Annotated in this window: 20 protein-coding genes and 1 pseudogene; 8 read left to right on the forward strand and 13 right to left on the reverse strand. The window is 55.1% G+C overall.

The features are described 5' to 3' along the window. Nucleotides 1-202: 202 nt before the first annotated feature. The gene (locus FJW00_RS20545) at nt 203-670 is read right to left on the reverse strand and encodes a GNAT family N-acetyltransferase (protein ID WP_009089450.1); all 468 of its coding nucleotides are present in this window, start codon (nt 668-670) and stop codon (nt 203-205) included. 465 nt (nt 671-1,135) lie between these two features. Between FJW00_RS20545 and FJW00_RS20550 the strand changes: the two are divergent. From FJW00_RS20550 to FJW00_RS20560, 3 genes and pseudogenes are all read left to right on the forward strand, one after another. Then, nucleotides 1,136-1,588 (forward strand): annotated as a pseudogene (locus FJW00_RS20550) (DUF2778 domain-containing protein). Between the two features lie 39 nt (nt 1,589-1,627). After that, nucleotides 1,628-1,900 carry a hypothetical protein gene (locus FJW00_RS20555; protein ID WP_033736197.1) on the forward strand — a complete coding sequence of 91 codons (273 nt, stop codon included), beginning with the start codon at nt 1,628-1,630 and terminating at the stop codon, nt 1,898-1,900. A gap of 407 nt (nt 1,901-2,307) precedes the next feature. Further along, nucleotides 2,308-2,802, forward strand: coding sequence for a hypothetical protein (locus FJW00_RS20560; RefSeq protein ID WP_140925530.1), 495 nt, complete (start codon nt 2,308-2,310; stop codon nt 2,800-2,802). On the opposite strand, the gene FJW00_RS20565 is transcribed toward FJW00_RS20560, so the two are convergent. The 3 genes from FJW00_RS20565 to FJW00_RS20580 form a co-directional block, all read right to left on the reverse strand. Continuing rightward, nucleotides 2,732-4,333: a methyl-accepting chemotaxis protein gene (locus tag FJW00_RS20565; protein ID WP_140925531.1), complete on the reverse strand. Its 1,602-nt coding sequence runs from the start codon at nt 4,331-4,333 to the stop codon at nt 2,732-2,734. The two genes, FJW00_RS20560 and FJW00_RS20565, sit on opposite strands and share 71 nt — an antisense overlap. A gap of 758 nt (nt 4,334-5,091) precedes the next feature. Further along, nucleotides 5,092-6,651, reverse strand: coding sequence for a methyl-accepting chemotaxis protein (locus FJW00_RS20575; protein WP_140925532.1), 1,560 nt, complete (start codon nt 6,649-6,651; stop codon nt 5,092-5,094). A 1,079-nt stretch (nt 6,652-7,730) separates the two neighbouring features. Beyond that, nucleotides 7,731-8,420 (reverse strand): alpha/beta fold hydrolase, encoded by a 690-nt coding sequence (locus tag FJW00_RS20580; protein ID WP_140925533.1) that lies wholly within the window; start codon nt 8,418-8,420, stop codon nt 7,731-7,733. A gap of 277 nt (nt 8,421-8,697) precedes the next feature. Between FJW00_RS20580 and FJW00_RS20585 the strand changes: the two genes are divergently transcribed. After that, nucleotides 8,698-9,438, forward strand: a complete 741-nt coding sequence (locus tag FJW00_RS20585; RefSeq protein ID WP_140925534.1) for an SDR family oxidoreductase — start codon at nt 8,698-8,700, stop codon at nt 9,436-9,438. A gap of 134 nt (nt 9,439-9,572) precedes the next feature. On the opposite strand, the gene FJW00_RS20590 is transcribed toward FJW00_RS20585, so the two are convergent. Further along, a complete protein-coding gene (locus tag FJW00_RS20590; protein WP_140925535.1) occupies nt 9,573-9,935 on the reverse strand; it encodes a VOC family protein in 363 nt (120 codons plus the stop codon). 57 nt (nt 9,936-9,992) lie between these two features. Here FJW00_RS20590 and FJW00_RS20595 point away from each other — a divergent pair, with 57 nt between their 5' ends. Continuing rightward, a complete protein-coding gene (locus FJW00_RS20595; protein ID WP_140925536.1) occupies nt 9,993-10,709 on the forward strand; it encodes a helix-turn-helix transcriptional regulator in 717 nt (238 codons plus the stop codon). Nucleotides 10,710-10,999: 290 nt separating this feature from the next. On the opposite strand, the gene FJW00_RS20600 is transcribed toward FJW00_RS20595, so the two are convergent. Continuing rightward, entirely contained in the window at nt 11,000-12,112 is a 1,113-nt protein-coding gene (locus FJW00_RS20600; RefSeq protein ID WP_058957638.1) for a mechanosensitive ion channel family protein, read from the reverse strand. 394 nt (nt 12,113-12,506) lie between these two features. Here FJW00_RS20600 and FJW00_RS20605 point away from each other — a divergent pair, with 394 nt between their 5' ends. Then, the gene (locus tag FJW00_RS20605; protein ID WP_140925537.1) at nt 12,507-14,693 is read left to right on the forward strand and encodes a putative bifunctional diguanylate cyclase/phosphodiesterase; all 2,187 of its coding nucleotides are present in this window, start codon (nt 12,507-12,509) and stop codon (nt 14,691-14,693) included. Nucleotides 14,694-14,755: 62 nt separating this feature from the next. Here the strand turns inward: FJW00_RS20605 and biuH are convergent, their stop codons facing one another. From biuH to FJW00_RS20620, 3 genes are read right to left on the reverse strand one after another with little or no spacing between them, the layout of a single operon-like run. After that, complete coding sequence (gene biuH, locus FJW00_RS20610; protein WP_140028931.1) at nt 14,756-15,442, reverse strand: biuret amidohydrolase; 687 nt, start codon at nt 15,440-15,442, stop codon at nt 14,756-14,758. Continuing rightward, nucleotides 15,423-16,739, reverse strand: coding sequence for a purine-cytosine permease family protein (locus FJW00_RS20615; RefSeq protein ID WP_009089438.1), 1,317 nt, complete (start codon nt 16,737-16,739; stop codon nt 15,423-15,425). The genes biuH and FJW00_RS20615 overlap by 20 nt, the downstream gene beginning before the upstream one ends. Beyond that, on the reverse strand, nt 16,736-18,172 hold the full coding sequence (locus tag FJW00_RS20620) for an amidase (protein WP_140925538.1): 1,437 nt from the start codon (nt 18,170-18,172) through the stop codon (nt 16,736-16,738). The genes FJW00_RS20615 and FJW00_RS20620 overlap by 4 nt, the downstream gene beginning before the upstream one ends. 366 nt (nt 18,173-18,538) lie before the next feature. Between FJW00_RS20620 and FJW00_RS20625 the strand changes: the two genes are divergently transcribed. After that, nucleotides 18,539-18,922, forward strand: a complete 384-nt coding sequence (locus tag FJW00_RS20625) for a hypothetical protein (RefSeq protein WP_230200888.1) — start codon at nt 18,539-18,541, stop codon at nt 18,920-18,922. After that, entirely contained in the window at nt 18,906-19,127 is a 222-nt protein-coding gene (locus FJW00_RS20630) for a hypothetical protein (protein WP_009089432.1), read from the forward strand. Before FJW00_RS20625 ends, FJW00_RS20630 begins: the two co-directional genes overlap by 17 nt. Nucleotides 19,128-19,208: 81 nt before the next feature. Here the strand turns inward: FJW00_RS20630 and FJW00_RS20635 are convergent, their stop codons facing one another. The 4 genes from FJW00_RS20635 to FJW00_RS20650 all read right to left on the reverse strand — a co-directional run bounded on the left by FJW00_RS20635 (nt 19,209) and on the right by FJW00_RS20650 (nt 26,009). Beyond that, entirely contained in the window at nt 19,209-20,057 is an 849-nt protein-coding gene (locus FJW00_RS20635) for an oxidoreductase (RefSeq protein ID WP_009089430.1), read from the reverse strand. 96 nt (nt 20,058-20,153) lie between these two features. Beyond that, nucleotides 20,154-21,941, reverse strand: a complete 1,788-nt coding sequence (locus tag FJW00_RS20640) for a thiamine pyrophosphate-requiring protein (RefSeq protein WP_140028934.1) — start codon at nt 21,939-21,941, stop codon at nt 20,154-20,156. A gap of 62 nt (nt 21,942-22,003) precedes the next feature. Next, on the reverse strand, nt 22,004-23,962 hold the full coding sequence (locus FJW00_RS20645) for a hydantoinase B/oxoprolinase family protein (RefSeq protein ID WP_140925539.1): 1,959 nt from the start codon (nt 23,960-23,962) through the stop codon (nt 22,004-22,006). A gap of 1 nt (nt 23,963) precedes the next feature. After that, on the reverse strand, nt 23,964-26,009 hold the full coding sequence (locus FJW00_RS20650) for a hydantoinase/oxoprolinase family protein (protein ID WP_140925540.1): 2,046 nt from the start codon (nt 26,007-26,009) through the stop codon (nt 23,964-23,966). Nucleotides 26,010-26,015 lie beyond the last annotated feature (6 nt).

Consider the following 26,015-nt stretch of genomic DNA (forward strand, 5'->3'; position numbering starts at 1 on the left):
CAGCGAAAGCGAAAACATTAGAAATATTTTTGAATGATGACTGTGCTTCTCGCTCGCCGCAGCATAAAAGCTTTGTTACAGCTCACGCAGCAGTGACTCAGGCTTCCTGCTTATAGCGAATTCTGGTATCCCGTCGGTCTGCTTTGGGACAGAAGTGGACATTCTGATGACAGGCGGAGATAAGCAACAGAGAGCAGGTCAGTTAACCAGACTTTTTTACACAGGAATAAATGTCAGGCCTTGTGATACTCCATGCATAGTTTTCCCGATTAACAGGTTCATAGCCAAATTTTTCATAGAGCCAGGGAGCGGTGGTAGTAAACAACATGATTCTGCGAAGCCGCTCGAAAACAGGATGATGGTGTATGCATTGCATCATCCACCTACCTAGCCCTTCTCCCTGATATTCTTCAAGGATATAAACATCACAAAGGTAGGCGAACGTAGCGTAATCTGTGATTAAACGCGCGAAACCAATCTGAGCGTCATCGTGATAAACACCAAAATTAAGGCTGTTTTCGATTGATAGACTGACAATATTCCGATCAATCCCTTTAGCCCAGGTCGACCGCGTCAGATAACGATGGATGGCCTGCACATCCAGCCTTTTCCTGTCTGTACTTACGAGATAGTTATCCTTGTGCCATTCATATTTCTCTAACGTGCCCACGTTCACTCCTGTTTATAAATTTCCGGGAAACCCGACCTTATCACCTGATGAAAAATCGCACTATGCGCGCCTATTCCAAAACACATTCCTGAGCGCTTCTCCATGAGATACAGTATCTGTTTTCGCTCCTGCCATACTTCCTCTTTCATTTAATGAATCAACCCGAAATTCACCCTGAAGTTGCTCTGTTTACGTTCACTTTTCGCTCATAGCGGACACTAGCCTGCCGAATTCCGCGTTGTGCCAGAAGCGGACGTGAGTATTTGTGTTCAAGGATTACGCCGAGTCACCCTGACGGAGTGCGGCAAGCAGTCTTATGATAAATAACGCTGTCTGGCTCGCAGAAGAGTTCTGGCTGTCAAGCGCCAGCCTGCCCGTTAACTTCTCCAGGGTGGAATGATGACATTGCCCGGTTCACTGGCTTGCCTTATAACCTACAGGGAGCGTTTAATGCAGTTAATGAGAATGAGCTACGACGATCTGACTAAGGGCGGTGGCGAGGCAAAGCTGCACGTTTACGGCGTGGGTACCTTTCCGGTCTTTTCCGGCCAAAAGCCCTATACCAATGACCCAAACTGTACCTACAGGCCTGACAGTGCCATTCCGGTCGGGCCCTACTGGATTGTTCCGCGTCCTGAAGGCAGTATCGCTAACCGGATCAGAGGATGAGCCGTCGACACCTGGAACAGCTCAAATCATTCAGAGTGGTTTGCGCTGTTTAATTCGGAAACGATGAGTGATTCCATCTTCATCAATGGCGTTGCCCGCGGCGGTTTCCGCCTGCATCCTCTTCGTCCAGACGGCTCCGGAGAAAGTGAAGGGTGTATCACCTTCGTACGGCGTACTGATTTCTATACGGTAAGACAGGCGCTGCTCCGGAGAAAAAAATTCGCGTGCCGGGTTCGAGAAACAGCCTGATGGCATACGGCTATGTTGACGTTCAGGGAGAAAGTAACTTTGCAAACTGCAAAATTCGCTAGAAAAGCAGCGGTTTTTTTCGTCTGCTTTATTGTAGCCTTTATGGTTTCGCGTTACGGGATGCCACTCTATCCGCTGACGGCGTGGCTCGTTGAGCATTCTCACCAAATTTTCAGCAGTTATCAGGATGACGTATACGAAGCTGGTACGGATCCGGTTACGTTCTTTTCCCTTTTGATCGTTATCGCGTTTTACGCTTTAGCCATATATTGGTTAGTTAAAATGGCAGTTAAAAAAGTAAAACGTGGATAGGCTGCTTGCAGTAAAAAACGGCGGTTTTATACTGCCCTGCACTTTTGTCTGAAAAAGCAATACCAAAAAGGGTTCGCGAGCGGGTTGTTATATTTATTATGGCAGAACGTCCCTGCTGCTACCATTTGACGTCCGCTTTTCGCTCACAACAGCCCCTCACTGATTAATTGTGCCAAATCAACAAAACCTATCAGTTAAAGTCTGAGCTGATACACCTCCATACGAGTGTGAACACGGTCAATGTGCGACGCTTACTGATAAATAGCCTATGGAAGCGAAAGCATTTTGACTGGTAAGGCGTGATGGGACTGCCCTGAGTAAATGCTGGAACCCGGTCTGCAGTGATACCATCGCGGAAGACACGGCTGAATTTTATATGCGTCTGCTGCTCCCCCACCCGTCCCGATGTGAAAATTAACGGCTTCAACGGTGGCCTGCTGTACGGCGTACCGGGCGGTTATGAGTTTTATATCGCGCAGTACGGCGTGAAGAGGCCGGTGGGATATGCTCTGGAGGTGACTGATGGCGTGCCGGACTTTCTGGTGGTGGCTTTTGACACCCCTGGTCTCCGCCGGACAACCGGGTGTTTGAAGCCCCTTTTTAAGAAATCTGCCCTTTATCTGAGAAGTCAGCTGAGCCTGCTGTCGGGGGAATATACCGCGAATAATAGAAGAGATAATGGCGATGGCTTCAGGGCTGGCGCTGCCGGAAAGAATAACGCGACATTCCCCCAGGGCAGTAAAAAAGAGGCCGCAACGTTATCTGTTGCGGCCCCCATTAAGATCTTAACTGACAGGTATTACGTCATTCACGGGCTTTTTATCTCTGCACTTAAGCTGCATCGACACGGAATTGCTGTGCCCGCTGCGCGAGGCGATCAGAGAGTTCACGCAATTGCGTAGCAGAATTGACCTGATGGGCGTTGAGTGCTTCGTTTTGCTGCAGCTGGTTACTCATCTCCACCACTTCTTGCGCAATTTTACTGACGCGATGACTTTGCGCGATGCTATTTTGCTGTAACTCATCCAACTGTGTTACTACCCCCGAAACCGCGCCGCTGATTTGCGTGAACAACACTTCCAGCGCCTTAACTTTGTCAAAACCATCATTCACATGCTGCTGAGTGTGCTGAATTAAACCATCAATCTGACGTGTTGATTCACCACTCTTTTGCGACAGCAGTCCCATCTCTTTGGCGACAACGGAGAAACTGCGGCCGTACGTTCCGGCGTGAGCGGATTCAATGGCGGCATTTAACGACAGTAATCGGGTTTGCATTGACAGACTATCCAGCATGGCGACAATCCCGGCGATGTCGCCCGAGGCAGCAACGATCTGTTGCATTTTAAGTTCCATATTGTCGACTTCCGCGACGCAATTGCGCATCAGAGCATCAGCTGACTGCGCCTCCTGTGTGGCCTGCTGCGAGAGCTGTGCACCAATTTCGACTTCTTCAGACACGCGGTATAAACGCTGTGACAGATAGTGGAAGCTGGCATTCTGCGCCTGATGTTGCTGCATGAACTGTTCGTTATGCTGCTGCATATCTTCTGCACCGGCCGCCACGCTGACTGCAACATTATTAATGTCACTGACAATCTGCTGCAGACCGAAGCGCATCGATTCGATCGACTGAAACAGCTGGCGCGTCTCTAAACACTGGCGACCCGGCGTCTCATGGTTCGGTACCAGGTCGCCTGTTGCAATCTGTTCCAGCTGTCGGTTGGCTCGTCGAAGCGGCAATAGCACGCCGCGCATCAGCAGGCTGGAGGCCAGCACCAGTAGCGCCATCAAAATGGCACTGACGATCAGCGACATATTGCGGCTCTGCTTCAGTGTACTGAGGGTAAGTTGATTCACGCTGCTCAACTGATGGTTGGCCTGTTCAAGCTCGCTGAACCAGGCATCGTTAAATTGCTGCTGGAATGCCTGCATCGGCACAATAAAAAAGGCATTAATGTCATTGGCCGCTAACCCTTTCAACTGCTCTTGCAAACCTTCCGCTAACATCGCGAAGTCCTGAGCCAGGGGGCTGTCCGCTTTAGCATGGTAGGCGGTGAACAGCGACTGGGCTTTTGTTAACGAATTCCTGGAGGCGGCCGCCAGACTTTTCCAGCTATCGACCGAGCCGCTTTGCTGATCCTGCATTAAATAGATACCGGCGCGGTGGCTGTTATCACTGGCGGTGAGCAACTCGATACGCGCTTTATCCAGCAGGGCCAACCTTTCCCGCAGTTGATTGGCTTGCTCAAGTGAAATTTGCGTCTGATTAACGTGATTACTGAGCAGCAGTACGCCTGCGAACTGCAGTGAACAAAACAGCACGATAAACAGCAAAAACTGGCCGCGAAGGCTGGTGAGCCAAAGCGGCATACGCCAGGTAAGACGTGTGCGTAAACGTAGCGGTAACGAGATTACAGAAAGGAGTGACATCTAACGATCCCAAAAAAATAAAAAAGAGTATTGGGAGTGGGCATGACAATTTGGTGACAGCGGACGCAATTCAGCGCAAAACAGCATAATGCGCGGCCTTAAAAAAAATTATGGCCCTGTGGCGCTAAGTTTTTTGGCTAAGATGTTGTTCGATGAGGGGCAAAAGTAGCTGCTCCACAGCAATAAAACCGGAACCACTATGGAGTTTCCAAACTGCCCGTACGCCTGAGTATCCGAGACCGGAATAAGGAAATGAGCTTTGTTCCGGAGCCTCAAATTCCATCAGTCTGCTGGCTGAACATTCGGCCAGCGCGGCGGCTTCCCTTGAGGAGCAAGCTTTCCTTCTGCGTCAGGCAGTTGCGATCTTTAAAGCCGGCAGGTCTGACGAAGAACTTACTGAAGTTGTAACCCCTGTAAAAGCTGTAAAAAAGACGAGCGTGATGACCACAAAAAGCTCATAGCGGCCGTTGCGGCGCAACGGTCTGTCCAAGACAGAAGCGGACGTTTCCAACATTGCATTTGCTAATCCGCGTAGAACAGATCTTACCGCGTAGTAATGCAAACATACCGGGATCATCAGGGACGTCTTTTCAGGATACGGACAGGGAAAGGTGCCGGAAACGGCCGACAGGCAGCAAACAGGCGCTGAGCAGTCTTAATGTAAATGTCACTGTTGACGTAAAGGAAGGATATTCAAAACTTGTTTTCAGCATTTGAATATCCCGCCATCTGATTTATTCGTTAAGCGACATATCGAATTAGCCGGTTTTAAATGAATCAACCACGCGATTCAGATTCACGGTTTCACTCTCAACAAGCATTACTGCTGATGAGGTCTCTTCAGCCAGTGCAGAGTTTTTTTGGGTAACAGTGTCAAGTTCAGAAATAGCAATATTAATTTGCTCAAGCCCCTTGCTTTGCTCATCCGTAGCGGTTCTGATGTTGTGCATTACATCATGTATCTCCAGTATCGCGTCATAAACGCCTGAAATTGAATCCTGAGCGACATCAGATAGCTTTGCACCTTCTTCAATTTCCGTTACTGAATCACTAATAAGATCGCTGATTTCCTTCGCTGACGATGAGCTTTTTTGCGCAAGATTCCTGACCTCTCCGGCTACGACAGCGAATCCTTTTCCGTGCTCGCCCGCCCTGGCTGCCTCAACGGCCGCATTCAGTGCCAGGATATTGGTCTGAAAAGCGATGCTTTCAATAATGCCGGTAATATCGTTAATTTTTGACGATTTTTCCTGCATGGTTTTCAACCTGTCTGACAGTGACAGGACTACGGATTTACCCTGTTCAGACTTTGTTCTGGTGTCGTTAATCAGTTCAGAGACATCAGCAGAGTTTTGCGCGTTATTTTTAACCGCCACAGTCATTTCCTCCATACTGGATGCTGTCTGAACAATAGACGCTGCCTGCTGTTCCGTGCGGGCTGAAAGTTCATTGTTGCCGGAACTCACTTCACTGATACCCTTGACAATATTCAGTGACCCCTCTTTTATCTCGGAAATTACCCTGATAAGGCCTGACTGCATCTCACTGAGTTTAAAGAATAATCCCCCTATTTCAGTTTTGCGAGGGAATTCTGTTTTAACCTCACTGGTAAGGTCGCCTGACTGAATACGTTCCAGTTGCGCATAAACCTGTGACAGGGGTTGGATAAGCACGTTTTTAAACACCCTGATAAGTCCGAACATAAATATGAGATTGAAAATTATCATTCCATAGAAAAACACAGTCACCTTAGAGTAAGTCTCGCTGCTTTTTTCGGAAATATGGACGCTGATATCTGCCACCCTGCTTCGCCATGCATCATAATCGCTTTGCATTTTATCCTTATAGGGGCCGGCATTAATCGAGAACATAAGGTTGGCATCCTTCTTATAGCCATTATTTAACGACTGCTGCAAAATGGCTGAATATGCCTGAAAGCTTTTCTGGAGAGATTTTTGTATATCTTCTGGCACTCCCCTGATATCAGCCAGTTGCTGATAGCTGAAAAAATCTTTTCTTGACTGACTAAGGATCTTTTCACCATGGGCAATAAAATAATTTACTTTTTCACTGCCCGGACCATCTTTGATCAACCACAGAGCAATCCGGTTAGTGTCTGCTCTCACCTCGTTTAACTGTGTCCAGATGTCGCTCAAAAGCCGTACTTTTTTACTCACAACGTCAGCGTTTCTGAAATTATCTCTGTCAGACCTTAAATAGTTGAGAAATACTAATCCTACGCAAAGTTGAATAACGATGATGAATATGCCACTGATGAGCAGTACTCTTGAAAGTTTAAATTTTCTGATGGCCGACATTTTAATCTCCCTCTAAAAGATAAAATTTCTATCGGCAGCGTTACCGGTAACATTAGCTTTTTCTGATGAGATGAATGCACTATTAATTTGAGAAAATGCTGATAAAACAACCGAATTATTTTATTGTTATCTTTAAATTAAATTTGTTACATTCTTGTCAAAAACAAATGCAAAGGTATCTGCCGTGAAGGCAGGATAAAATTTTGGAGATTTGTTTTTTTACAGTAACCCAACCTCTGAATAATGAAAAATGCTTTAAAATGTAACTAAGATGTGTATTTAAATATCTATATGTAAGCAGAAGTTTACTCTGGGTGGTTTCTGGCAAATTAATAAAATGTATATGACTTCGTTCGAAAGGCGCAGGAAACACTGCCAGAATCTGCTTCTCGCTCATAGCAGACACAACCCTGCCTACAGCACCTGGTCTGTGGCTGCGCTTTGTAACACCCTTACAAACGTCCGGTATCCACGGGATGTGCATCCGCCTGGTGTGAATTTTCTGCACCGCCACTCAGGTATCGGCACCCGAAGTAACCAGAAGCAAAAATGAGCCTGTTACGGCTCATTTGTGTCATGTTAGTATCCGCTTCACAAATGGCAGTCTGGCAGCCACTGAATCTGATAAGCATGATCGACAAGCCGCGACGTCAGTGCGTACAGCAGCATGCCAAAGCGGGAAGCCATAAATGCGACAGTGAAGCACAAAATACATCCCGCCCTTTATTTTGCGAATTTTGCCATGTGCGTCATTAATCTCTCATTAAATGCCAATATAACCGTAAGCGATATTATATCAGCTCATTTATTGCTGAAGGAGAGTTTGGGCTTCCGGAAAGAGGGTCAATACTGGCAGGATTTATACAGCTGTCATCGGTTTCGCAGGGCACATAGCACCATTCGGCATTGGCATTACTTACCACGTAATCTGTCCCTCTGTACCGCTTTAGCGGCTTAGAGGAGCTATTTGTGCATTGCCTGGCATTTGTGTGCACCTCCTCGGAGACGATAATTCTGACTAGTTGAATTTCCGCATTGTGCCGGAAGGGACATCACTCCAGCTACCACAATTTATATTTTTATGAACAAGTCACTGATGGCATTGAACCCTTTTGCGTTTCAATAAATTTAAAAATTTTCTTTATTGATGCTTTGCCCGGGTTATTAAATTCACTCAAATGATCCCCCTTTCCAAGGATCATAGATAAGCCATATTGTTGCGCTATCTCAGCCATAGCTGAGTGATAAGGGTCACTGGCACCAGCCCAAAGTAGAATTGGTGTTTTGTAAGGAAATAAAGCTTCCTTTTTTTCCGAGTACTTTCTTAACTCATTGAAAAAGCATCTGATACTTTCTTGATCGTTCAATGAAAGCCCGGAGGTAAGCTCTGGGGCTGTGCTTGTTGCATAAGACATAAACATATCAAAACTAAGTTTTCCTTCAGGCGTCTCCGGAAGGCCATTTTTTAAATCCCATCCGCCTAATACGACAGAATGAAGCCGTTTCGGATGGTGGTTAAGTAGTCCTAATGCAGCCCATGCGCCAGAGGAATAACCTATCACATGCGCTTTATCATAACCCAACTCATCCATAACTTTGATGATGGATAACGCCTGGCCTTGTTGTGTGTATAATTCTGGTACTGGCTGCTTTTCGCTTTCACCGTGGCCTAAAAGGTCCGGGCAAACAACGTGAAAAAATGGACTAAATGAGGATATAAATCCATTCTTCCGCCACGACTTTCCGTCCATCAAAAGACCGTGAAGCATTATGACTAAAGGGCCTTTTCCTTCTGCAACATATGATAAATGTGGTGTTGCTGACGTAGATAGTATATGTACCCCTTAAAATTTAGAGTGGACAGAAAGCATACATGTATCCAGGCAAACAGCTCAACGAGTAATGGTATAAATTCCGCTTCTCGCTCCAAGAGGACGTTCAGGCAGCAATCCAACGGCGAATATTGTTTCGTAATGAAACAGATGACGATTAATGTTCTTTTTACGTAATGTAAATGCTGGTTTCATAGCTAAATAAAGGATTTGTGTGAGCAGATTTCAGGATAAACGGGTTTTAATTACAGGCGGCACCAGTGGCATCGGGCTGGCAGGCGCTCAGCGTATTGTTGCTGAAGGTGGCCACGTAGCCATTACAGGGCTTAATGAAGAAAGACTTGAACGTGCACGCGGCTTACTTCCTGCGACATCGCTTATTCTGAAAAGTGATGCTGCAAGCGAAGCTGACATAAACGGACTGGGGGAAGCTATCAGAGGCTGGGGTTCACTTGATGGATTATGGCTAAATGCTGGCTTTGCAGAGGTAGGCTCTCCGGAATCTGTCACTACAGACTCTTTCAATCATATGATGAATGCTAATGTGCGCGGTCCGATGCTACAGCTGGCCGCGCTTTCCAAATCGCTTAATTCCGGCGCATCCGTTCTGGTAACGTCATCCTCATCGGCATATGAAGGTGCGGCAATGACGAGCCTGTATGCAGCGACGAAAGGTGCCGTTATTGCCATGGTCAAAAGTTGGGCATCTGCGCTGGCTGAACGCGGTATTCGCGCCAACACGTTGGTGCCGGGTCCGATTGAAACTAACTTCAGGCATTTTATGCCAGAGACGTCGCGTCAGCAGTTCGAAGAGTTTGTGTTAAGCCAGGTTCCTTTGGGCCGCGCAGGAACAGCAGAAGAGGCCGCTGCAGTTGCGCTTTTCCTGCTATCCGATGACGCATCCTACGTTACTGGCAGCCAGTATGCTGTAGATGGCGGGCTGATTCATTACTGATTATTAGCAGGTTTCAGGAAATTCATTGAAATCAACCGAATGATGTCCCCTTTTCGCTCATAGCGGACATTGACTTGCACAACGTCCGCTTCTGCCCAAAAGCGGACTTTTAAGTGCCAGACATGGGCAGTTAACTAATCCGGTATACACACCCGGATACGGTGCCCGTCGGGATCTAACGCAACGAATGTCTTGCCAAAAACAGCTTGCATGGGTTCCTGTTCTATCGGCACACCGCTGTTTAACCACTGCTGATATAGCGCATCAACCTCCTCAATGTCTTTAACCATAAAGCTCAGCTCAGTTCGGTTACCTTCACCGCCGGATACAAAGTCACTCGCCGTTGTTGACCATAGTCCCAGGTTCAGGCCGTTCTTGAAGGAAAATGCCGCCCAGGTTGGAAACATTACGTCTGGTTCTTTATTAAATAGCCTTTGGTAAAATCCGCTGCTAGTGACTGGGTTATCAACATAAAGAATGATCAGGTTAGGTATCATGAGTCTCACTCGTCAAAAATAATGGGACTTCACTATCGCAGGGAGCATTGACAGAACATGTCAGCATCAGGACCAAAGCGCGCAGAGCGCCTACTCAATCTTCTACAGATTTTATATGAACATCGATATCCGGTAAGCGGACACTGGCTTGCTCAAGAGCTTTCCGTCAGCCTTCGCACACTTTACCGTGATATTTGCGCGCTACGTGCACAGGGGGCTGACATTCAGGGAGAAGCCGGGATGGGATTTATCCTCTCACGAAGCCATCACTTGCCGCCTGTGATGTTTACCCCTGAGCAGCTCGATGCACTAGCGCTCGGATTGCGTTGGGTATCAGCATATGGTGACGCAGGTATATCAAAAGCAGCTTCTGAAGTTACGGGTAAGATCCGGCAAGGTCTGCCCGCAAAGTTAAAGACTCTGTTTGATGAATCGACACAATTAGTTGGAAAAACTCTGGTTGCCCACCACAATTTTGAGAGTCTGAACTCTCTTCGAAGCGCCATCAGGAGTAAACAGAAAATCCGGACTGGCTATACAGACAGGCTGGGTAATGTGAGTGAAAGAACGATATGGCCTTTCGCCTTAGGTTACTTCACAGAGGATATATTGCTTGTAGCATGGTGTGAAAAACGTAATGCCTTCCGCCATTTCGACGTAACGCGATTAACATTACTACAGTTTGTGCCTGAAACTTATCCCTACTCCCGGCATCGTTTACTCCAGATGTGGCGTAGCGCGGGTCTGGATAAAGCGATTCCTGGGCGAGGCTGAACTGAATGCCAATATTCCAGAGTATTCTGGCCTGTCCATATTTATTAATGTTTCCCTTACTCGCCCATAGCAGACACTACCCTGCTTACAGTACCTGTTCTGTGGCTACGCTCTGTAACACCCTTACGAACGTCCGGTATCCACGGTATGCGCATCCGCCTGGTGTGAATTTTCTGCACCGCCACTCAGGTCACGGCACCCGAAGCAACCAGAAGCACAAATGAGCCTGTCAGGGCTCATTTGTGTCATTCAGGGGTGACGGTCACCCTCCCTGGAGCGCTAAAAACCACTCAGTCCGCCATGCCTGAAACCTGCTCAGCCACTCCTCTCTCTCCCTTCTCACGCCCGCTATCCGTCAGCGATGCCCTTACCTGCGGCAGGCTTTCCGGGTAGTTCTGCTGAATAAACTCGATCATCTTTTCCCGCACGTAGCAGCGTAAATCAAAGGCGATTGGCGAGTTCTGCGCGGTCATCAGCATCCTGATGGTCATGGTTTTCTCGGTGGTATCGGTCACCTGAAGCACCTGCGTTTCTCCATCCCAGAGTCGGGTTTCGCTCAGCACCTTTTCAAAGTGCGTCCGCAGAGGCTCAAGCGGCATTGAGTAGTCCACATAGAGAAAGACTGAACCGAGAATCTGAGCGTTGTTGCGCGTCCAGTTCTGGAACGGATTCTCGGTAAAGTAGGTGATCGGCAGCACCAGGCGGCGCAGATCCCAGATCCGCACGACCACATAGGTCAGGTTAATCTCCTCAATCCAGCCCCACTCTTTCTCTACCACCACCGCATCATCAATTTTAATCGGCTGGGTAAAGGCGATCTGGATACCGGCGAACAGATTGACCAGCGACTTCTGTAGCGCAAAACCTATGATAATCCCCGCCACACCGGCCCCTGCCAGGATGGTGGTGCCAAATTTACGCACGCTCGGGAAACTCAGCAGAATCAGCGACAGGCAGAATAACACCAGAATGACAATAACCACTTTTTTGACGTAGATAATCTGTGTGCGGATTTTACGCGCGCGCAGATTATTAGAGATATTGATGTCGTAGCGGATATAAAGCATATCCTGCGCCACATTGGTCAGGCGTATTAACACTGAGCAAAACGACATAATAATAAAGACATTGATGATGTTGGTAATTAGATCCAGCGAGTCTGGATGGAAGTTAATGTAATTAAGACCCACATTGATCATTAATAACGGGATGAAAAAGAACATCGACCCACTGAGGTGCTTCTCCAGCGATTTGAACAGCTTCCGGTCGCGACTTTGCCAGTAGCGGATAAACGCGAGCAGGATAAGACGGCCCAGGAAACCCAGTACAAATGAAAGCGAGACGAGTAATACAACAGGTACCCACGACGGGAAACCAGATAACTCACCGAATAACAATGGCATTATTTTCCCTTTTAGTAAGCTGACAACACCGGATTGTCAGATAAGTGACACATGCAGTAACCGTTGTCTTCACGGTCATCCGTCTGTAATACAATCAATGGGTTCAAGTATGAACCATACCTGCAAAGTTGACAGGAAAAGCCTCGCCAGCCCGCGCCCCTGATTCTCCTCTTTTGCCTTTCAGCCAGGGCGGACAGTGACAGAAGTTGCCTGCGGCCCTGGCCGATATCATTAACCCGCCTGATATAACCGTTTCGCTTTTCTGACCCTTTTCGTTCCCCTGCGACAACAAAAATTGCTGCCGGACTCACTATAACCCCCGCTAAATGTAGACGACAGAGTCTTGTCTGCTAATTTTAAACTGTGCCCCGCCGTCGCTGAGAAAAACAACAATATGATTAATAGCATTAAACTTTCTGCTGATTTCCGCCGCAGCTTTCTGCGTGAAGTGCTGGTACCACTGGTCGCCATCCTGCTGCTCACCTTTGCGGGTGCCGGCGCGGCGCTGTTTATCGGCACCTCTCTCACTAACGCCGAAGCCCGGCATCAACAGCAGCGGATGATTGAAGCCTCGTTTTCGCAGAGCCTGCATGAACATCTGCGCCAGCTGCACAGCCTGTCGCGCTGGGCGCCGCTTGAGCAGCACCTCGCAGCGAGCAACAGCGACCGCTGGCTGGATGAGAACATCGGTGAATGGCTCTACGAAATGTTCGGACATCAGCTGATTATGGTGCTGGATCAGCAGAACCAGATCGTCAGAGTCTGGCGCGAGGGCCAGCCGGTCGCTGCGCCGGATAGCGATCCGCTGGCGGCTGAGGTGTTGCAGAGTACGCTGGTCACCGATCCGGCGCGCCCGGACAGGGCCGACTATGCACGGGTAACGAACCGTGCCGCCGCCCTGGCTGTCGGCAATATTCAGCAGGAGAGCCGCACCCTGCCCCGTTTCCGGCTGGTGAGCCTGAAATTTCTGGATGATGGCTATCTGGCGAGCCTGGCGGAACGCAATCAGCTTCAGGACCTGCACTTCACGGACGGCACGGCGCAGCCAGGCAGCGCGGCGCGCTATCTGCTGGTGGCGCAGGCGGGCGATCCGGTTGGGTATCTGGAGTGGATTCCCTCCCGTCCCGGTGCACAGATGCTGCGGACCATTGGCCCCTCAACCGGACTGGCGGTGCTGGCGATCTCCCTGCTGTGTCTCTATATGGTGTGGCGGCTCTGGCATTCGCTGGTCAGCCTGTCGCAGTCGATGCTGCGGCTCGGCGCCTCAGAGGCACAGGCGCAGCATCTGGCGTTTCATGATGTGCTGACCGGTCTGCCCAATCGCGCGCTGGTTGAAGAGCGCATGACGCAGGCACTGGCGCTGGCGACGCGCCACGATCAGCGGGTGGCCCTGCTGCTGATCGATCTCGACCGCTTCAAAACCATTAACGACACCTATGGTCATCACGCCGGTGATGAGCTGATCATCGCCGTGGCGCAGCGCCTGAGCCGGATCGTGCGCGCCAGCGACACCGTGGGACGCATCGGGGGCGATGAATTTATTGTGGTGATGCCGGATGTCGAAAACCTGAGCCAGGCGCAGAGTCTGGCCCAGCGCATCGTCGACGAGTTGGCCCTGCCAGTGACGCTGTTTGGCAGCGAGGTGTGGAGCGGTGCCAGTATCGGGCTCTCCCTCGCGCCCAGAGACGGTATCGATCGGCTGGAGCTGATGCGCAAAGCGGATATCGCGCTGTATGAAGCCAAAAGCGGCGGGCGTGGCAAATATCGGCAGTTTGAACGGGCGATGGATGAGTCGGTGCGCACCCGCCAGGCGATTGCAGCGGATCTGCGCTCGGCGCTGCAGAGCCGTCAGGGGCTGGAGGTGTGGTATCAGCCGCTGATGGATATCGGCGGTCAGCAGATGGTCGGGATTGAGGCGCTGCTGCGCTGGCACCACCCGACACGCGGCCTGATCGCACCCGGTGAGTTTATTGCGATTGCCGAAGAGACCGGCCTGATTATGCCATTGGGTGAGTGGGTGCTCGCTGAAGCCTGTGCCACGCAGCAGCGTTTCCCGACGCTGCTGGTGGCGGTCAACGTCTCGCCCGTGCAGTTCCGATCGGCGGGCTTTGTCGAGCGCATTATGGCGATTGTCAGCCAGCACGGCGGCGACCCGAAGCGCCTGGAGCTGGAGATCACCGAAGGCGTGCTGATTGAGGATGAACGGGAGGCGCGCGCGATTATCGTGGCGCTGCGTGAAGCGGGTTTCCGCATTGCGCTGGATGATTTCGGCACCGGCTACTCCAGCCTCAACTATCTGAGTACCTTCCCGGTCGATAAAATCAAAATCGATCGCTCTTTCACCCAGTCGCTGGGCGTGGCAGAAAATTCCGTGGCGATTGTGGAGTCGGTGGTGAAACTGGGGCATGCCATGGGCCTGATGGTGACGGCGGAGGGTGTCGAGACGCCGGGACAGATGTCGGCGCTGGCGGATGCAGGCTGTAATCAGTTGCAGGGTTATCTCTTCAGTCAGGCGGTGCCCGCCGATCAGCTTGCGGCGCTGATGACCTCCGCCGCGCCAGAGACGACGCCGCAGGCGTAACGGCCGGGAGGATAGCCTGAACGCATCGGTGCGCCCGGGCTATCCGTATCAGCAGCAGACCGCTATGCGCCCAGGCTGTCCAGCAGCGCCGCAGACGAGGCGACCGCGCCGAAAATGCCGCCCTGCATATGGATCATGCTCAGCGCCGCCTCGTGGTGACGCCGTTCAGTTGCCGCGCAGCAGTCGGAGAGCACCAGACACTCAAAGCCGCGATCGTTGGCTTCGCGCAGCGTGGTGTGAACGCAGACATCCGTCGTGATGCCGGTCAGGATCAGATTGCGGATGCCGCGACTGCGCAGAATCAGCTCCAGATCGGTGGCGTAAAACGAGCCTTTGCCCGGCTTATCCACCACCACTTCATCCGGCAGCGGTGCCAGCTCCGGGATAATCTCCCAGCCCGGTTCACCCCGCACCAGAATGCGGCCACACGGCCCCGCATCGCCAATCCCGGCATTCATCCGCCGCGACCGCCAGCGCTTATTGGCTGGCAGGTCACTGAGATCGGGCCGGTGCCCTTCGCGGGTATGAATAACCGGAAACTGCCGTGCACGCATCGCGGCGAGCACCTGCTGCAGCGGGGCGATGGGCGCACGGGTCAGGCTGACGTCATAGCCCATGCTATCGACATAGCCACCCACGCCGCAGAAGTCGGTCTGCATATCAATGACGATCAGGGCAGTGTCAGCCGGGGTAAAATGGCCATCGAACGGCCAGGCGTAGGGGGTGGAATTAACGCTGTAGTCGGGCATGACTGTTCTCCATTTCCGGGCGCGGCATGCGCAGTTTGCTAATCAGGCTGTAACTGAGGGCGGCCGTGACCAGGCCAATGACGGCTTCACCGAACTGTGGAAAGGCCACATGAGCGATCACCGCACAGAGGCTGCCAATCGCCCAGGCGGCGAACGCGGTACCGCGGAAACGCTGCGCCGGACGCTGTTCGCTGATGCGCGCCATAAAGATCAAATCCACAATCATCACCGCACCAAACGGCGGCACCACGATGCCCAGCAGGCTGAGCCACTCCAGGAAGTAGGACCAGACCCCCGCCAGTGCCAGCACGCCGCCGATGCCACCCAGAATCAGCGTCCAGAGCCGCATTTTGCTGCTGAAGAGATGACTGAATCCCACCGCGCCGTTGTAAAGACAGTGTGTGCAGACCGATCCGAGGTTAATAAAGACAAACAGACAGGCGACCACCGAGAGAAACGCGCTGTGGCCCATCAGCATCGGCAGGAAATTTCCGCCGTTGGTCAGCGGGTCAACCGCCGCGCCTACCGCCACAATCACCACGCCGAAGAGGTAGGAGATCACGTTGGCAACCGGGAAAGCGGAAAAAGCCGCGATCACCGCCGAGCGGCCATTCTTCGACCAGCGGGTAAAGTCCGCCGTCATGGTGCCGGAGTCGGCGAAACCGGCGACCACCATCGTGACCGCGGTGCCCATACTCATGGCACCCGCCGCGCTGGCGCTGCCCTGCCACTGCGTGACGACGGCGAAATCATGATCCCGCCCTATCAGCCACAGCGCCACGATGCCGAGCACCACAAACAGCGGCGCGGCGATCATCCCCAGCACCGACAGCGCCCGCACGCCCAGAAAGGTGATGCCGGTATAGAGCAGCATGGCAAAGGCCGTCACCGCCAGCGCGTTCCAGCCAAAGGTCTGATTAATCACCGTGCCGGTGAGGCCGGTCTGAAAGGCATACCAGCCGATCACCACCGTCGAGAGAAAACCGGAGACCAGGATATAGCCTTTGCTGCCAAAGGTGCGCCGGGCCTGCAGGGCGAAATTCATGCCGCTGTTTCCGGCGAACCAGCTCAGCGCGCCAACATAGGCAAACAGCACCAGATTCCCCAGCAAAATGGCGATCAGTGCAGGCCAGAAGCCCAGATGCCAGGTGATGATGCCGCCAAATAACGCATTGGTGAGGATCATCGGAAAACCGAACCAGACTGCCGAGACCGAGCGGGTGGAGTGACGATGCGACACTGGCACCGGCTGGTGTTCAAACTCCTGCTCCAGCGCAGGTGAAGAAGATGTTTTCATTGTGTGATTCCCGGTTGAAGGTGATTCCACGGCTGAATGCGCTCGAAAGCGGCACTGGCAGCCAGCACTAAGGCATCATCAAGATGCCGTCCGACAATCTGGAGCCCTACGGGCAGGCCGCGGGCGGTAAAACCGGCGGGCACCGACGCCGCGGGCTGACCGGTGAAGTTGAACGGGTAGCAGAATGAGAGCCAGTGGTCGCTGCGGACCATCCGCCCCGCAATGATTTCCGGCCCCTGGCTTCCCAGCGGAAACGGCGGCACTGCCAGCGTCGGAGTGATCAGCAGGTCGTAATGCTGCATAAAGCGCCACAGGCTGTTGCTGACCGCTTTGCGGACCGCGATGGCGTCAGTGAAGTTTTCCGCCCGCCACTCGCGCTGCAGCATGGCGATCAGATGGGGTGACATGGCGCTGCCCTGCTCCGCCATCATCTGACGCATGCCGGTGAGATCGCTCTCCATCGCCACCAGCGCACCGAAAGCGGCGGCCGGATCGCTGAAGCCAGGATCGGCCAGCTCCAGTTCCGCGCCGGTTTCAGCGGCAAAGCGCTGCACGGCCGCACTGACCACCGCCCGCACTTCCGGGTCCACCGCGACATAACCCAGGTCTGCGCTGAACGCGATGCGCAGTTTGCTGGCTGGCTGCCGGAGCGCGCTCAGCCAGTCAACGTCGCTGCAGGGGATGGAGTGACGATCCCGCATGTCCGGGCCCGCCATCAGTGACATCATCAGGGCGGCATCGCGCACGCTACGCGTCATCGGGCCGATGTGCTCCAGCGACTCCCAGCTCGACACGCCGGGATAGCGTTCATCGCGGCAGCCGGGCCAGAGCGGTACCCGCCCCATCGACGCCTTGAAACCAAAGATGCCGCAGTGCGCCGCCGGAATGCGAACCGATCCGCCCCCATCACTGCCCAGCGCAATCGGGCAGAGCCGCGCCGCAACGGCCGCACCGGAGCCGGCACTGGAGCCGCCGGGCGTCATCTCAGGATCCCAGGGATTACGCGGCGACGGAAACAGCGGATTGTGCCCGACCGCGCTGTAGCCAAATTCCGGTGCGGTGGTTTTACCCAGCAGAATGGCATCGGCGGCCAGCAGGCGTTCTACCGTGATGTCATCCTCTTCCGGCACGAAATCCCGGTAAGCCGCCGAACCGGAGGTGGTTCTGACACTGGCCGTGCAGATCAAATCCTTCACCGCCAGCGGCACCCCCGCCAGCGCACCCAGCGTCTCTCCGCGAGCGCGACGGGCATCCAGCGCCCTGGCCTGCGCCATCGCCAGTTCGGGTGTGGGGGTACAAAAGGCCTGTATTGCCGGTTCCCGTTCCGCCATTCGCTCCAGTGCGGCCCCGGTCAGCTCGCAGGCTGACACCTCCCCGCTGCGGATAAGTGCGGCCATCGTGGTGGCATCTTCGTCTAATAAGGAGTCAAACATGGATTACCTCGCCAGAATTGTACCCGTCAGGTAGTGCATGAACCGTGCCAGCTGACACCAGGCCGGACGCTCTGAAGCAGGGATGCCAGATGGAATACGGCCTGGGATACAAGATCGAATTCTTATGGTGGCGGACGGGCGCGCCTGTTTATTTTTCCAGCACGATGATGGCGCAGGGCTGCGCGATAAGAGGGCGTGACAGGTGAATGGTTTTGCGGGCTGGCTTACAAAACGATGTTGTTAATCCGCAACGGCGGCTGAAATGCTGGAATGAATAACCTTATTTTTACCATGGATGTTTGACGGTGCTGCGCAGGAACTGAAAATCGGGTTTCAGGGATTTATAAGTTACGACAGGGATGAGAAGTGCGCATTGAAGAAGATATTTATGAAGTTTGTTTTGACGTCTTTGATGGTATGGAATGCCTGGGTGATTTCCGCCATATCAGCTTTGCAGGATTAGGCAGTGCTGTCGTTATCAAACGCGTATTCCTGGCATTAATGGCACACCATGAAAGCTTCTTTGTGGGCGGTTTTGTTTTCCAGGCTGCATCAGGAGAGATCGTTGACCGCAATCGTCCGACACCCCTTGAGGAGATCTACGACGCTTTGCCTGGCTTAAAAAATGAACTGCGCTACAATCGCCGGACCGGGTTGCCGAAGAAAGCGCCGCAACCTTTAATCCCGGACTATTTCCAGGCTTATAAAACAGTGACTACAGGGAGAGCTTGCTATGTCGTTTTACGATAAACACAATGGCATCACAGATGCGGCTGATGCCGAGAACAGGGAGTTAAGGGCACTTTTGATTGCTGAGTGGCTGGACAGGCCCGATCTACCCGCCATTAAAGCCCAGTTAGCTCAGGCGAGAAAACGTTCCTCATCTGCCCTGTTGCGCCGTAAGTTAAAAGAACTGAACGCGCGCGAAAGGCAGGAAGCTAACATCCCCGATTAGCGCTTAAAGGCCCACATACGGGCCTTTCCTGTTTTTAAATCGCTTCTGGTTAAACCGCAGCGGCTTCATGCCACCTGCAACTCACTGCGATTCCGGAAAATCGGTCTCCACCGATGTCTGTTTCCACGCCTCAATCTCCGCCAGCCGCTCTTTGAGTTTGCTGGTCACGGCGTCATGGCCCCAGGCTCCCATCACCAGATGCCGGGGCGGATGATCATGTTCAGTAATCGCGATCATCGCTGCGGCGGCGCGCGCCGGATCGCCCTTCTGCGTGCCGCTGTAGTCGGCAGTGGCTTTCATTCGCGCGGCGGCGGTCTCTGCATAGTCCGGCAGCGTGCTCGGCGTCTGATGCAGCGAGCGTCCGGCCCAGTCGGTGCGGAACGGGCCTGGCTCGACGCAGGTGACATGAATGCCCAGCGGCCCGGCCTCCTGAGCCAGCGCATCGGACCAGCCCTCCACCGCATGTTTGCTGGCGGCGTAATAGCCTGAGCTGGCAAAGCCGATCAATCCGGCCACCGAGGTAATGTTGATAACGTGACCCCTGCGCGCCTGGCGCATCGCGGGCAGCACGGCGCGCGTCAGGGCAAACAGACCGAAGACGTTAGCGTCAAACTGGGCGCGGATTTCGCTCTCCACCCCCTCTTCAATCGAACTCTGATAGCCATAACCGGCGTTGTTCACCAGCACGTCAATCGTTCCGAACGCACCGATGGCCGCCTGCACCGCCTGATCGATACTCGCCTGCTGCGTGACATCCAGCGCGACCGCCAGCGCATTATCATGACCTTCCACCAGATCGGCCACGGCCGACAGGTTCCGGGCCGTCACCACCACGTTAAAACCTCGCGCGATAGTCTGCTGCGCCAGTTCCCGACCAAAACCGGTCGAACATCCTGATATAAACCAGACTGGGCCTGATTGAGCCGCCATAGTAGGACTCCTGTTGCGTTTGATGAAGCGATAAGACCCGGATACGAACGTATCCGGGGAGAGACAGATAAGGCTAGCGAGGCGCCGTCGCCTGGCTTAGCCCTTCGTGCTTTTATGGAACAGCTGGCTGGCGGTGTCGCTGATGATCTGCGCTGCGCCGCGATCGCCCTTCGCCATGGAGGCCATAAAGGCTTTTGCCTGTTTAAAGGTGATATGCGGCGGTAGCGGCGCCACTTCCGGATCGGTTTTCACCTCCAGCAGCACCGGGCGATCGGCGCTGAGCGCCTGCTGCCAGGCCCCCGCGAGGTCGTCAGGGTTATCCACGAAAATCCCGACCATGCCCAGCGAGCGGGCAAATTCCGCGTACTTCACGTCCGGCACCTGCTGCGAGGCGTCAAAGCGGGGGTTGCCCTCCATCACGCGCTGCTCCCAGGTCACCTGGTTGAGATCTTCGTTGTTAAACACGCAGACGATCAGGCGCGGATCGGCCCACTGTTGCCAGTATTTCTGGATGGTGATCAGTTCAGCCATGTTGTTCATCTGCATGGCGCCGTCACCCACCAGCGCCACCACCGGTTTATCCGGGTGCGCAAATTTCGCTGCAATGGCGTAAGGCACCGCCGCGCCCATACAGGCCAGCCCGCCGGAGAGCGAGGCCCGCTGCCCCTGTTTGACGCGATAGTCGCGGGCAAACCAGTTGGCACAGGAACCGGAGTCAGAGGTGACAATGGCGTTGTCCGGCAGCTGCGGGGACATCTCCCACACCACCCGCTGCGGATTGACCGGGTTCGCCGGTGCCATCGCGCGCTCCTCCATCAGCGTCCACCAGTCACGCACCTGAACCGCAATCCCTTCCTGCCAGCTGCGATCCTCTTTGTGCTCCAGCAGCGGCAGCAGCGCGCGCAGGGTTTCTGCCGCATCGCCGTGCAGATTCACTTCGCTGGGATAGCGCAGGCCGAGCATGGCGGGATCGATATCTATCTGCACCGCTCGCGCCTTGCCCTCCTCCGGCAGAAATTCGGTCCAGGGGAAGCCGCTGCCGATCATCAGCAGGGTGTCGCAGTTCTGCATTAAATCGGATGAGGGTTTGGTGCCGAGCAGGCCAATCGAGCCGGTTACAAAGGGCGCATCGTCCGGCAGCACATCTTTGCCCAGCAGCGCTTTTGCCACACCGGCCCCCAGCACATTGGCGACCTGCACCACCTCGACAGCGGCGTTGCGTGCGCCTGCCCCAATCAGAATCGCCACTTTTTTACCGGCGTTGAGCACCTCAGCGGCGCGTTGCAGATCCTCCTCATAGGGGATCACTTTCGGCCGCTGATAGCCACTGCCGGAGTGGGTGAAACCGTGCAGGTGCTGCGGCGGCTGCCAGGCTTCATCCTGAATATCTTTCGGCAGGATCACCACCGCCACGCCATTCTGCGCTTTGGCAATCCGCACGCCACGATCAAGCAGGTGACGCACCTGCGCCGGGGTGGCGGCTTCCTGAACGAAGTTCGCCACATCCGAGAAGATGCGGTCCAGGTTCATCTCCTGCTGATAACTGGCCCCGCGCGCGGTCGCTTCCGCCTGTCCGGCAATCGCCAGCACCGGCGCATGGTCCATTTTTGCGTCATAGAGCCCGGTCAGCAGATGGGTCGCACCCGGCCCGCCGGTTGAGAGGCAGACACCCAGCTCACCGGTGAATTTCGCGTGACCGGCCGCCATAAAAGCGGCCATCTCTTCGTGCCGCACCTGAATAAATTCGATGCCGTCCCCTTTGGCGTTCGCGCGCTGAATGGCCCCCAGCACGCCATTGATCCCGTCCCCCGGATAGCCGTAAATGCGGCTCACACCCCACTCTTTCAGGCGCTGGACAAAAAAATCACTGGTTTTCATGCTCATCGTCGCGGTTCCCCTTGTAGTCCATGCAGACTTAAAGCGTAGTCGACGATGCGCCATCGCCGTTAATTGTTCGCCATAGCCGGGTAGCGCTGACGCAAATCACTGAATATCTGCGCCATGTCCGCCGTTTCGCCTGCCTCTGCGACCGCCCGAAAAACCTGAGTTTTCAGGAAGTGACGCCAGCTGACCGGCGCGGCGGCAAGAAAGGTGGTCAGTGACTGATAGCGCTGCGGTGTCCAGAGTTTTTCAAAGCGCTGACGCGCCGCGCCATGCTCAAAATGGTGCGTGACCCGTTGCGGCATGGCAGCACGCAGTTGCTCAGTCGCGACCCGATCCACGCGGTTATTCACCACCACCACGCCATACTGCGCCCTGGCGGCGTCGAGGCTGAGGTAACCGCAGCGCACATCCTGCAGGACCGCCTCCGCATCGCGCTGTGACGGCAGCCCGTAGCCCCCGGCACCCGGCCCGCGGACTTCGACCACGTCCCCCGGCTGGCAGTGGATCACATCGGTGTTGCCGTGCGGGATGACCTCGCCGTTGCGCCGGGTCTGGAAGTGGGAGAGCGCCCCGCTTTGTCCGCCCACCACCCCCGCCGAGGCGAAGACCGAGCGGTTGCGGTTGCGCGCGGTAATCGTGGTGTTGGGCGAGAAGATCTCGAACGCCATCTCTGTCGCCAGGCCGCCGCGATAGTGACCCGCCCCGGCACTGTCCTGCGCCAGGCCGTAGCGGTGAAAACGGATCGGCACCTCTGCCTCGTTAATCTCAATCGGGGTGTTTTTCAGGAAGGCGGAAAGACCGCCGGAGCCGTCAGGGCCATCGTGACGCGGGGTGCCGCCTGCACCGCCGCCCACCGGGCCCAGCGAGGCCACCACGCTGCGGTTGTGCGTCTGGGTGCGGATATTCATGATCGAGTTGCCGCCGGGCGAGTTGGCGGGCAGACGGTCGGGCATCGCCAGTGAGAAGACGCCGACGGTGGCAATCTGCGACAGCGCACAGGTCAGCGAGCGCATGCCTACCGCAGCGGGCGCTTCGCAGTTCATGACTGTGCCCGGCGGCAGAATGGCGCGGGTGGGCCGCAGCGTGCCCGCGTTAAGCAACAGGGAGCGATCCAGCGTGGAGAGCACATAGGTGACGCCGACCAGCGCCAGCGGATGTCGCTCCCGCCCGCCCGTGGGCATGTTCAGCGACGAGGCCAGCTGCGGGTCGCTGCCGGTGTAATCCAGCTCCAGCCGATCGCCCTGCACCCGCAGCGTGACGGCGATGCGGCAGGGATAGCCACTCTCGCCATCCTCATCGGCGTAGTCAGCATAAAAGTATTCACCGTCGGGAATGGTCGCGATGATCGTGCGCGCCTGCGCCTCGGCGTAATCCAGAATGCCTTCAATGCCCTGCAGGAAATCGTCGATGCCAAAGCGGGCAATAATGTCGTGAATTTTCCGCTCGCCCACGTTGACCGAGGCCAGCTGTGCCTTGAAGTCACCCCAGTTCTGGTCCGGCACCCGCACGTTGAGCCGCATGATGCTGGCGACCTCTTCGTTGAGCTGACCCTGTCGCATGATCTTCAGCGGCGGGATGCGAATCCCCTCCTGCACAATGTCGGTCAGCGAACGCGACAGCGAGGCGGGCACGGCCCCGCCGACATCGGTGTTGTGAATATGTCCCACCACGAAACAGACAATCTCACCCTGGTGGAACACCGGTTTCCAGATGTGGATATCGGGGGAGTGGGTCGCGACGTTTCCGGCGTAGGCGTCGTTGGTGATGCAGATATCCCCCTCGGCATACTCCTCTATCAGCGCCAGCACCGGCGCATAGTCGATGCCACTGTACCAGGGCGCACCAAAACTGCGGGGGGAGGCAAACGCCAGCCCGCTGCGGCTGACAATCTGGCAGGAGAAATCTTCCGTCTCCTTAACGAAGGTGGAGTGCGCAGTGCGCATCAGCGTAAAGGCCATCGCATCGGCGGCGGCAGCGCAGTAGTTCGCCAGGATCTGTAAGTTACGTCCGTCAATCGCCATGTTATGCCTCGTTCGCCGTAATCAGCAGGTTGCCAAAAGTGTCGACCGTGACGCCCATGCCGGGCGGCACACAGGTGGTGCAGTCATCCTGAGCAATGATGGCCGGGCCGCTGAGCTGATGGCCGGCGCGCAGCCCGGACCGCAGCACCAGATCAACCTGATGCCAGGCCCCGTCAATCCACGCTTCCGTCTGCTTCAGCACCGGCACCGGTTCCGTCGCCGGGGCCAGCGGGGCAATAACCGGTTTCTGCGTCGGTGAGGTGATCACCAGCCGCAGGTTAATCAGCTGCACCGGGGCCTGCGGATCATAGTGACCAAACAGCTGCTGATGCTGGCGATCGAAAGCGTCATGCAGCGCCGTAAAATCGGCCTGCGTCAGCCAGCCTGGCTCCAGCGGCACGTCGATCTCAAACGACTGCCCCTGATAGCGCATATCGGCGCTGAACTGCAGGCTGTAAGGCATCGCGCTGCCGTGCTCCTCAGTCAGCCAGTCGCAGGCGCGCTGCTGCAATGCCTGCGCTTCCGTGGCCAGGGTGTCGGCCAGGGCAGGAGTCAGATCGCTGTAGAGGGTGCGGATAAAGTCATTACGGATGTCAGCCACCAGCCCGCCCAGCGCCGACAGTACCCCGGGCGTCGGCGGCACAATCACCCCTTTCAGGTTGAGTTCACGGGCCAGGAAACAGCCCATCATCGGCCCGGCACCGCCAAAGGCGAGGAACCAGAATTCACGCGGATCGAGGCCGAACCGTGACAGCAGGCCGCTGGTGTCGCTGTACATACCGGAGATGGCCAGCTCAATGGCGTTTTGCGCGGTCTCCTGCACCGTCAGGCCGAGGGCATCGGCCAGCGGTTGCCAGGCGGCACAGGCGGCCGCGACATCGACGGCGACAGCGTTGTAGCCCAGCGCGCCGTGCCCCATCATGCCGCAGGCGGCAAAGGCGTCGGTGGCGGTCGGCTGCGTGCCGCCGCGGCCGAAGCAGACCGGGCCAGGCAGCGATCCGGCACTGTCCGGGCCCATCTGCAGCACGCCCTGCCCGTCAATCCATGCCAGCGAGCCGCCGCCTTGGCCTACCGAGGTAACGGCAACGGAGGGAATGTAGATCGGGAAGTCCCCGATGATTTCACCGTTGCCCTGCGCCACGTTGCCGTCGATGATCACCGCCACGTCAGCACTGGTGCCGCCGATATCGAGGCTGAGAATGTTGCCGAACCCACAGGCGCTGGCGAGATAGCTGGCCCCGATAACCCCGGATGCGGTGCCGGAGAGAACCATCTGCACACATTCACGTTTCGCCTGGTCGACGCCCATGACGCCACCGTTCGATTTGGTGATGCGCGGCGGCGGCTGCACGCCGAGCCGCTGCAGCGCCTGCTCAAAGGATTCGAGGTAGTGGATCACCATCGGCTGCACGTAGGCGTTGATGGTCGCGGTAATGGTGCGTTCATATTCGCGGATAATGGGCCAGATGTCGGCAGAACAGGAGGTCAGCAGCTCGGGTGCCTCCTCATTGATAATCGCTTTCACGGCTGCTTCATTGTGCCGGTTGCGATAGCTGTGCAGCAGGGAGACCACGATGCCCTGGCAGCCCGCAGCGCGCGCCTGCGCGATAGCGTCGAGTACGCTCTGGCGGTCCACCGGCTGGAGTACCCTGCCCTGCGCGTCCATGCGTTCACGGATGGCAAAAACCCGGTCGCGCGAGATCAGCGGTGCAGGACGCCGCGAAAAGAGGTCATGAATATGGGGAATTTTCAGCCGGGCCAGCTCCAGCACATCACAGAAGCCCTCGGTAGCGAACAGCGCCAGCCGCACGCCGCGCCGCTGGATCACCGCGTTGATGCCGACCGTGGTGCCGTGGGTAAAGTAGCCAATCTCCGCGGGGTCGATCCCCTGACGCTGCTGAAACTGCGCCAGCCCGGTGGTGATTTCACTGCCGGGCTGATCCGGGCGCGACAGGACTTTCAGGGTATGAATCTGGTTCGTTTGCTGATCGAGCACGGCAAAATCGGTAAAGGATCCGCCAATATCCACGCCAACGCGGTATCGCATCTCGGG

This window comes from Pantoea anthophila (assembly GCF_006494375.1).
In the GTDB taxonomy this organism is placed as follows: domain Bacteria; phylum Pseudomonadota; class Gammaproteobacteria; order Enterobacterales; family Enterobacteriaceae; genus Pantoea; species Pantoea anthophila.

Bases quoted from the DNA above. Each gene is read 5' to 3' on its own strand.
- FJW00_RS20645 (WP_140925539.1), bottom strand. From the start codon at position 23,962: ATGGCGATTGACGGACGTAACTTACAGATCCTGGCGAACTACTGCGCT.
- FJW00_RS20630 (WP_009089432.1), top strand. From the start codon at position 18,906: ATGTCGTTTTACGATAAACACAATGGCATCACAGATGCGGCTGATGCC.
- FJW00_RS20650 (WP_140925540.1), bottom strand. From the start codon at position 26,009: ATGCGATACCGCGTTGGCGTGGATATTGGCGGATCCTTTACCGATTTT.
- biuH (WP_140028931.1), bottom strand. From the start codon at position 15,442: ATGCCCGACTACAGCGTTAATTCCACCCCCTACGCCTGGCCGTTCGAT.
- FJW00_RS20575 (WP_140925532.1), bottom strand. From the start codon at position 6,651: ATGTCGGCCATCAGAAAATTTAAACTTTCAAGAGTACTGCTCATCAGT.
- FJW00_RS20615 (WP_009089438.1), bottom strand. From the start codon at position 16,739: ATGAAAACATCTTCTTCACCTGCGCTGGAGCAGGAGTTTGAACACCAG.
- FJW00_RS20635 (WP_009089430.1), bottom strand. From the start codon at position 20,057: ATGGCGGCTCAATCAGGCCCAGTCTGGTTTATATCAGGATGTTCGACC.
- FJW00_RS20605 (WP_140925537.1), top strand. From the start codon at position 12,507: ATGATTAATAGCATTAAACTTTCTGCTGATTTCCGCCGCAGCTTTCTG.
- FJW00_RS20595 (WP_140925536.1), top strand. From the start codon at position 9,993: ATGTCAGCATCAGGACCAAAGCGCGCAGAGCGCCTACTCAATCTTCTA.
- FJW00_RS20590 (WP_140925535.1), bottom strand. From the start codon at position 9,935: ATGATACCTAACCTGATCATTCTTTATGTTGATAACCCAGTCACTAGC.
- FJW00_RS20600 (WP_058957638.1), bottom strand. From the start codon at position 12,112: ATGCCATTGTTATTCGGTGAGTTATCTGGTTTCCCGTCGTGGGTACCT.
- FJW00_RS20620 (WP_140925538.1), bottom strand. From the start codon at position 18,172: ATGTTTGACTCCTTATTAGACGAAGATGCCACCACGATGGCCGCACTT.
- FJW00_RS20580 (WP_140925533.1), bottom strand. From the start codon at position 8,420: ATGCTTCACGGTCTTTTGATGGACGGAAAGTCGTGGCGGAAGAATGGA.
- FJW00_RS20640 (WP_140028934.1), bottom strand. From the start codon at position 21,941: ATGAGCATGAAAACCAGTGATTTTTTTGTCCAGCGCCTGAAAGAGTGG.
- FJW00_RS20565 (WP_140925531.1), bottom strand. From the start codon at position 4,333: ATGTCACTCCTTTCTGTAATCTCGTTACCGCTACGTTTACGCACACGT.